The sequence below is a fragment of the Streptomyces sp. GC420 genome (genome assembly GCF_009916105.1).
In the GTDB taxonomy this organism is placed as follows: Bacteria; Actinomycetota; Actinomycetes; order Streptomycetales; family Streptomycetaceae; genus Streptomyces.
This window is the reverse complement of record NZ_JAAAXQ010000343.1, coordinates 1-8674: the sequence shown is the minus strand read 5'-3', so window position 1 is coordinate 8674 and position 8674 is coordinate 1. Positions and strand designations below refer to the sequence as shown.

Annotated in this window: 6 protein-coding genes; 3 read left to right on the top strand and 3 right to left on the bottom strand. The window is 71.6% G+C overall.

What is annotated here, in order from left to right:
- Window positions 1–855: 855 nt before the first annotated feature.
- A complete protein-coding gene (locus tag GUY61_RS30410; RefSeq protein WP_166633466.1) occupies window positions 856–1065 on the bottom strand; it encodes a DUF1059 domain-containing protein in 210 nt (69 codons plus the stop codon).
- A 460-nt stretch (window positions 1066–1525) separates the two neighbouring features.
- Between GUY61_RS30410 and GUY61_RS30405 the strand changes: the two genes are divergently transcribed.
- The gene (locus GUY61_RS30405; protein ID WP_166633465.1) at window positions 1526–1972 is read left to right on the top strand and encodes a transglycosylase SLT domain-containing protein; all 447 of its coding nucleotides are present in this window, start codon (window positions 1526–1528) and stop codon (window positions 1970–1972) included.
- Between the two features lie 151 nt (window positions 1973–2123).
- On the opposite strand, the gene GUY61_RS30400 is transcribed toward GUY61_RS30405, so the two are convergent.
- Window positions 2124–3293, bottom strand: a complete 1170-nt coding sequence (locus tag GUY61_RS30400) for a steroid 3-ketoacyl-CoA thiolase (RefSeq protein WP_166633464.1) — start codon at window positions 3291–3293, stop codon at window positions 2124–2126.
- Between the two features lie 255 nt (window positions 3294–3548).
- Here GUY61_RS30400 and GUY61_RS30395 point away from each other — a divergent pair, with 255 nt between their 5' ends.
- A complete protein-coding gene (locus GUY61_RS30395; protein WP_166633463.1) occupies window positions 3549–4814 on the top strand; it encodes a cytochrome P450 in 1266 nt (421 codons plus the stop codon).
- Here the strand turns inward: GUY61_RS30395 and GUY61_RS30390 are convergent.
- Entirely contained in the window at window positions 4801–6999 is a 2199-nt protein-coding gene (locus GUY61_RS30390) for a bifunctional glycosyltransferase 87/phosphatase PAP2 family protein (protein ID WP_398957457.1), read from the bottom strand. The genes GUY61_RS30395 and GUY61_RS30390 overlap by 14 nt on opposite strands.
- 316 nt (window positions 7000–7315) lie before the next feature.
- Between GUY61_RS30390 and GUY61_RS30385 the strand changes: the two genes are divergently transcribed.
- On the top strand, window positions 7316–8674 hold a 1359-nt coding region (locus GUY61_RS30385), incomplete at its 3' end, for a DUF2330 domain-containing protein (protein ID WP_398957452.1).

The following is an 8674-nucleotide window of genomic DNA, read 5'->3' as shown; positions in this document are numbered from 1 at the left end:
CCCTCCGACCCCTCCGCCGCCTCCACCGACGCGGGTGACGCGGGTGACGCGGGTGACGCGGGTGACGCGGGTGACGCGGGTGACGCGGGTGACTCCGACCCGTGCGGCCGTCGGGGGTTCAGAACGTAACGGCCTCCCCTGCCGCTGCGGCCGCCGGTTGCCGGGCGGCAGCGCCTGCCGGGAGCGTCGGGAACTCGCCGCCGTACGCCGGGCCGGCCGCGGAAACGCGCCGGCCCCAGCCGTGGCAGGCGGTCCGCCGGAGCGCCGCGGGACCACACCGTGACGATCCCCGCAGCCGGTCACCGGGCCGCCACAGGACCACTCCCTGACGATCCCCGCAGCCGGTCACCGGGCCGCCACAGGACCACTCCCTGACGATCCCCGCAGCCGGTCACCGGGCCGATGCACGGCCGCCGACCGGCCGGTGGCCGGGAAGGCCCGTGCCTCACACGCTGCCGGCCTTTCGGCGGCGAGCCCGGACGGCTCCGGACGGACGGCTCCGGACTTCCCAGGCGCCCGCCGGTCAGGCGTTCGTGCCGATGACCTCTCGCGAACGTCCTGCCGGGCGCCGCCACCCGGCCGGCCGGGACCCCACGCCTCCACCGCGATGCGGTGATCGCGGATCACACCCTCGTTGCGGCTGCCGCGCTGCCTGTGAGCGGCGCCACCCCGTGAGCGGCGCCACCGCAGCAGCGCCCGCGCACCCGGTGCGCGGGCGCCCGACGCACCGGGTGCCGTACGGCGACTCGCACCGCGGCACCCGGCGCACCGCATTCAGCAGCACCCCAGGCGCACCCCGCGCGGGCACGTCTCCCCGCGGGGCCCTGCGCGGGCTCGTGCTCGCGCCTCGCCGTATCAGGCCGGTACGTGGGCGGCGAGCCAGGACTGCTCGTCCTGCAGATCCCTGCGGATCCAGTCGCGCAGTTCGCCGCTGTCGGCCTCGCTGTGGACCGCGACGGCGTGGTCGGCGGCCGCCCGCACGACCTCTTCTTCCTCACCGATGATGACCAGCGTGCAGCCCACTTCGTTCGGCTGCTTCGTGCAGTCTGCGACCTTGCGGGACATGAGGCTCTCCTCTCACCCTCCATTGCCCGATTTTCCCGTTTCTCTTGAGCGTAGACCCGCGCCGCACCCCCGTCACCCTGCGTGAGATCGAGGGCGTTCCGGGCCCCGCGCAGGTGAGGCCGCGCACAGGGCACACATCACATACGAAGCGGCATAGGAGAGCCCTTCGGCCCGCCGAACCGAGTCCACCTGCGCAAACAACCCCTCACCCTCCCCCATCAATCAGGACATTCCACCCAAGTCACGAAGTCTCGTAGTAGAGGGGGTCTTTGCGACCCGAGAGTCATCCGGCTAAAACTGGTCCACGTCGCAGGGACGGCAGCCGAACGGCCGCCACCCAGCAGCCGGATCCGAACCGAACCGGACCGGACCGCCCGGAACCCCGGAGCGGATCCCGGACTGCGTGAGCGCACCACCTCGTACACGCCTTGTACGCGAGCGGCTCTCGCATGTCCTTGGCATGCCCGCGACCACATATCCCCGAACGAAAAGGCTCTCCGTGTCCAAGTCCGTCATCCGCCGCATCGCCCTCGGCAAGAAGACCCTCGCCGCCTCCGCCGTCGCCGCCGGTGCCGCCGGCATGCTGCTCGCAGCGACGCCCTCCCAGGCCGCCGGCTCCTCTGGTGCCCAGGCGATCGCCAAGCAGATGATCAAGAGCGACGCGCAGTACCAGTGCTTCAGCAAGATCGTCAGCCACGAGAGCGGCTGGAACCACAAGGCGACGAACGCCTCCTCCGGCGCCTACGGCCTGGTGCAGGCCCTGCCCGCCTCGAAGATGGCGTCCGCCGGTTCCGACTGGAAGACCAACCCGGCCACCCAGATCAAGTGGGGTCTGCAGTACATGAACGAGCGCTACGGCAGCCCGTGCGGCGCCTGGTCGTTCTGGCAGTCGCACAACTGGTACTGAGCCGACCGGCTCGCACCGGCGCGTACCTTTCCGGCGGCCGTCCCCACGGGGACGGCCGCCGGACGCCGTGTGTGAACCCTCGCACGGCAGCCCCGCACCTCCTCCCGGGAGACCACGGAGGCCATGGCGGCCGCGCCCGCGGCGGCCTTCGCTAGAGCCGCTGGATGATCGTGCCGGTCGCCAGCGCCCCGCCCGCGCACATCGTGATCAGCGCGAACTCCTTGTCGGCGCGTTCCAGCTCGTGCAGGGCCGTGGTGATCAGCCGCGCCCCGGTCGCCCCGACCGGATGCCCGAGCGCGATCGCACCGCCGTTGACATTGACCTTCTCCAGGTCCTGTTCGAAGACCCGCGCCCAGCTGAGCACCACGGAGGCGAAGGCCTCGTTGATCTCGACGAGGTCGATGTCCTTGAGCGTCATGCCGGCCTTGCCCAGCACCGCCCGGGTCGCGTCGACCGGGCCGTCCAGATGGAAGTGCGGATCGGCACCCGTCAGCGCCTGGGCGACGATGCGGGCGCGCGGCTTCAGCTTCAGGGCGCGGGCCATCCGCTTCGAGGCCCACATCACGGCCGCCGCCCCGTCCGATATCTGCGAGGAGTTCCCCGCCGTGTGCACGGCGGTCGGCATGATCGGCTTCAGTCGGCCGAGGGCCTCCATGCTGGTGTCGCGCAGGCCCTCGTCCTGGTGGACCAGCCGCCACATGCCCTGGCCTGCCGCCTGCTCGGCCTCCGTCGTGGGGACCTGGACCGCGAAGGTCTCCCGCTTGAACCGTTCCTCGGCCCAGGCGGTGGCCGCCCGCTCCTGCGAGATGAGCCCGAGCGCGTCCACGTTCTCCCTGGTCAGTCCTCGGTGGCGGGCGATGCGCTCGGCAGCCTCGAACTGGTTGGGCAGGTCGACGTTCCACTCCTCGGGGAAGGGCTTGCCGGGACCGTGCCGGGAGCCGCTGCCGAGCGGCACCCGCGACATGGCCTCGACACCGCAGCCGATGCCGATGTCGATCACCCCGGCGGCGATCATGTTCGCGACCATGTGATTGGCCTGCTGACTCGATCCGCACTGGCAGTCCACGGTGCTCGCCGCGGTCTCGTACGGCAGCCCCACCGCCAGCCAGGCCGTCCTGGCCGGGTTCATGGACTGCTCCCCGGCATGGGTGACCGTGCCGCCGACGATCTGCTCCACGCAGTCGGCGGGGATTCCGGTGCGGCCGAGGAGTTCGCGGTAGGTCTCGCCGAGCAGATAGGCGGGGTGGAGGTTGGCGAGCGCGCCGCCGCGCTTGCCGATGGGGGTCCTGACGGCTTCCACGATCACGGGTTCAGCTGCCATGAGCCTGCGCGTCCTCTCCTGGACTTCCGCGGGGCGTCCCGGCGCCCGCGGTCACGGAGACACAACTAGTACGCGTTCTAGTTCTTCAGGCAGTCTCACCACTGCTACCGGCGGTACGCAAGGGTCTTGCACGCCAACCACCCAAGTCGCGCGCACGCAACAGTTGGCGCCACGGGCCTTGCGACTTGTAGAACCCGTTACTACCTTCTCGCCAGCTTCTGATGGTCCATCAGATCGATCTGGAGTTGGTTGTCGATGCCATCCACGCCTCGCCCCGCGCTGCCCGAGGGGTTCGACCTCACCGATCCCGACATCTACCAGAGCCGCATGCCCCACCCGGAGTTCGCCGAACTGCGGCAGACCGCTCCCGTCTGGTGGTGCTCCCAGCCTGCGGGCGTCTCCGGGTTCGAGGACGAGGGGTACTGGGTCGTCACCCGGCACGCGGACGTCAGGGAGGTCTCGACCCACCCCGAGATCTACTCCTCCAACCTCAACACCGCGATCATCCGCTTCAACGAACGGATCAGCCGCGATCAGATAGAGGTCCAGAAACTGATCATGCTGAACATGGACCCGCCGGAGCACAGCCGGGTCCGGCAGATCGTCCAGCGCGGCTTCACCCCGCGCGCCATCCGCGCCCTGGAGTCGGCCCTGCGCGACCGCGCCCGACGGATCGTCACCACGGCGAAGGCCACCGCGCTGGCCGCCTCGCGCCCCGGCGGCAGCTTCGACTTCGTCACCGAGATCGCCTGCGAACTCCCGCTCCAGGCCATCGCCGAACTCATCGGCGTACCGCAGGAGGACCGCACGAAGATCTTCGACTGGTCCAACAAGATGGTGGCGTACGACGACCCGGAGTTCGCCATCACCGAGGAGGTCGGCACCGAGGCAGCCGCCGAGCTGATCGGGTACGCCATGAACATGGCCGCCGCCCGCAAGGAGTGCCCGGCCAAGGACATCGTCAGCGCGCTGGTCGCGGCCGAGGACCACGGCAACCTCGGCTCCGACGAGTTCGGCTTCTTCGTGCTGCTGCTCGCCGTCGCCGGCAACGAGACCACGCGCAACGCCATCACCCACGGCATGCACGCCTTCCTCACCCACCCCGACCAGTGGGAGCTGTACAAGCGGGAGCGGCCCTCCACCACCGCCGAGGAGATCGTCCGCTGGGCCACCCCCGTGATGTCCTTCCAGCGCACCGCCACCCGCGACACCGAGCTCGGCGGGCAGCGGATCAGGAGGGGCGACCGGGTCGGCCTGTTCTACTCCTCCGCCAACAACGACCCCGATGTCTTCGACCACCCCGAGGTCTTCGACATCTCGCGAGACCCCAACCCGCACCTCGGCTTCGGCGGCGGAGGCCCCCACTACTGCCTCGGCAAGAGCCTCGCCGTCCTGGAGATCGACCTGATCTTCAACGCCATCGCCGACGAACTGCCGGGGCTGCGGCTGGCGGGCGAGCCACGCCGACTGCGCTCGCCGTGGCTGAACGGCGTCAAGGAACTCCTGGTCAGTCCCGGCTGACCGGGTCCTCGTCGGGCGGCAGGGGCCTTTCCGTCCAAGCCACGCTCCCGCCGCCCGCCGCCACCGCGCCCACCGCGGCGGGCTCGTGCCCGGCCTCCCGCGCGTGGGCGTGCGCGGCCTCATGTGCGGACTTCTCCGCGGGCGCCCGTACGGACACCTGCGCGTGCGCCTCACCTGCCGACACCTGTGCGGCCTGCCGTGCGGACCCTTCCGCGTACTCCCGTACGGACGCGGTCTCCGGCACCAGCGTCCTGCGCGGCCCGGACAGCGCGTACGTCAGCCCGAAGCCCGCCGCGACGACGGCAGCGCCGCCCACGGCGTCCAGCACCCAGTGGTTGGCGGTCGCGACGATCGCGAACACCGTCATCGTGGGATGCACCAGGCCGAGCAGCTTCATCCACAGCTTCGGGGCGAGTACGACGACGACGACGCCGCACCACAGCGACCAGCCGAAGTGCAGCGAGGGCATCGCCGCGTACTGGTTGGTGACCTCGGTCATCGCCCCGTAGTCGGGCTGCGAGAAGTCCTGCGGGCCGTGCACCGTGTCGACGAAGCCCATGCCCGGCATCAGCCGGGGCGGGGCGAGCGGGAACAGCCAGAAGCCGAGCAGGGCGAGCAGCGTGGCGAAGCCGATGGAGGAGCGGGCCCAGCGGTAGTCACCGGGCCTGCGGGCGTAGAGCACGCCGAGGATCGCCAGCGGCACGATGAAGTGGAACGACGTGTAGTAGAAGTTGAAGGTCTCCTCCAGCCAGCCGATCTCCGTGACCGTCCGGTTGGCCCAGTGCTCGATGTCGATGCCCAGGAACCGCTCGGCGGCGAGCACCCAGTCACCGTGCTTCTCCGCCGTGCCGCGGCTGCCGTCCACGGAGGCCCTGACCTCGGAATAGGCCGAGTAGACGACCCGGATCACCAGCAGTTCGAGCACCAGGTTGGGGCGTGTCGTCACCCGGCGCCAGAACGGCGCGAGCGGGACCCTGGCCCAGCGGGCCGACACCGGCTCCACGTACACGGCGGGCAGCGGCCGCGCCCACACCTCGGAGGTCCTGGGCAGGAAGGGCACCACGCAGGCGGCGGCAAGCGCCGCGATCAGCGGACCGTTGCGCGCGAACAGCTGGATCGCCTCGATGTTCGGCAGCAGCATCGTCGGCTTGAGCGACATCACCAGGACGACCACGACCGGCCACACCGGCCGGTCCGACGCCCGGCGCCCGACCCGGCCGACCACCGCGAGCAGCACCCACAGCAGCTGGTGCTGCCAGGCGGTCGGGGATACGGCGACGGCGACGCAGCCGGTCACGGCGACAGCCAGCAGCAGCTGCCCGTCCCGTGCGTACCGCACCGCCCTGCGCAGGCCGACCACGGCGACGGTGGCGCCCAGTGCCAGGAGGAGGGCGATCTCCGGCGGTCCCTCGATTCCGAGGCGCAGCAGCGCCCCGTGCAGCGACTGGTTGGCGAGGCTGTCGGCGCTGCCGCCGAGACCGGCTCCCGCCAGGTGGTGCACCCAGTACGTCAGCGAGTCGCCCGGCATCGCCGCCCAGGCGAGCAGGGTGCAGGCGGCGAAGGTGACCCATGCGGAGGCGGCGGCCCGCTGCCGTCCGGTGAACCAGAGCAGCGGGGCGAACAGCAGCATCGCCGGCTGGAGGGCGGCGCCGAGGCCGATGAGCACACCCGACCGCTGCTCGCCCTTGACGGCGAAGCAGCCCAGCAGCACGAGCAGCACCGGGATGATGCTGGTCTGGCCGAGCGTGAAGGCGTTGCGGACCGGAAGCGACAGCATGAACAGGCTGATCGCGACGGGCGCCGCCAGCATCGACGTACGGCGCGAGACCGGCCCCGGCAGGGCGCGGGCGACGACCAGGCCGAGCACGACGACGAGCAGCAGCGTGGAGAACGTCCACGCGACACCCAGCGCCTGTTCCGCCGATCGGGTGAGCGGCTTGAGCACGAGCCCGGAGAACGGGGTACCGGTGAAGCCGGGTCTCCCGGTCGCCGGATCGGCGTCGTACAGCGAACCGGTGACGTGCAGCACGCCGCCCTCGCCGATCCAGGTCTCCAGGTCGGTCAGCCGCTCCCCGCGCGGCGTCCGCAGCACCGCCGCGGCCTGCCGTACGGCGAGCAGCGCGACCAGCAGCCACAGTGCCGCCTGCGCCACCACGACTCTGGAGCCTGCGGCCACCCCCGCCACGGGACCGCCCGGTCCCGGTCTGCTGTGCTCCGCATTCGCCACGCCGCGCCGAACCTCCTACCGATCCGGACCCGTCCGGATCACGCTCAGATCAAGGGAGACTGGCACACCCCCCGGGGAACAGACGCGGGAAACCCCCGATTCACCTGACCGTCGTCCCCATTTTGACGGCCTCATTCTCATACGCCGCGCACAGCTCGCACCACTGTTCATCCTCTCGGCCATGGGTGCGGCGCCGTGATCCGGCCGAAACCGTCCGGAACCAGCCGCCGCCCGTGGGCCGTCCGTAGCTCCGAGAACGGCGAGGGGGACGGAAGTGCGGCAGAGACAGCGTCAGAGGGTGGGGCACGGGCGGCTGCGGGACGGGCTGCGGCTCCGACGGCGGGACGGGCTGCGGCGGCGGGACGGGCTGCGGCGCGGACGGCGGCGGGAACCGCTGGTCGTCGTGATGATGCTGCTGGGCCTCCAGCTGAGCTCACTGATCAGTCCGGCATACGCGTGCGGCTGCGGGGCCATGGTTCCCGGAGACGGCATGTACGTGGCCGTCGACCGGGAGATCTCGGCGGTCCGCTGGGACGGGCGCACCGAGCAGATCATGATGCGGCTCGCCGTCACCGGTGACGCGTCGGAGGCCGCCTGGATCATGCCCGTTCCGAACCGGGCGACGGTCGGGCTGGGCGACAACGCGCTGTTCGACGCCCTGGAGGGACGGATCGCGCCGGAGCGGCGCGCCCGCACCCATTTCTGGCCGGACGGCGACGACTGGCCGCTGAACCGGTTCGCCGAGGAGAGCGACGGCTCCGGCGCCCCGGCCCCGGGAGGCTCCGTCGGCGTGGTCGGCCGCGAACGGCTCGGCCCCTTCGACGTGGCCCGGCTGACCGCCACCGACCCGGACGCGCTGGGCGACTGGCTGGAGGACAACGGCTTCCGGCTGCCGGACGCCCTCGCCACCGAGGTGGAGCCGTACGTGGACGCCGGATGGGAGTACGTGGCGATACGGCTGGCCCCGCGGGAGAGCGGCGAGACGCTGAACGGCAGCCTCGACCCGCTGCGGCTGCGCTTCGCCAGCGAGGAACTCGTCTACCCGATGCGGCTGTCGCGGCTGGCGCGGAACCCGCAGACGCTGGGGCTCTACGTCCTGGCCGAGCACCGGATGGAGCCCCGCTCGGCGATCGGCGGCGCCGAGCCCGAGCTGCTGTACGCGGGCGCGCTGGATGCCGGCGCCGGTGCGGAGTCCGGTGCCCCTGCTGGGGCGGGGTCCGGTGCCCTTGCTGGGGCGGGGTCCGCTCTGCGGGACTTCGTGGGCGGCCGGGACCGCGTCTTCCTCACGGCTTACCTCCAGTCGTTCCCCGAGCCGGGCAGGATCAGCGGCGACCACGAGTTGCGCAGGGCGGCCGCCGACACGCCGTACCGCCGCGTCACGTACTACGACGGCGGGGTCACGACGGTCGCCGGGGTCCCGGTCTGGCTGCTGACGGTCGGCGTACCGGTGCCGGCGGCGGTGCTGCTCCTCGCCCTGCGGGTGCGGGCAGGACGGCGCCGCGCCGCCCCCGCGGCCACAGATCGTCGCGCCGGGTGGCCAGGGGCGACAACGTCGCCGAGGCCGCCGGCAAATCCTGAGCTCGGCGTTCGTGGCGAGCCGTGGTGCGAGGTCGGTGTCGACGCCCTGTATCAC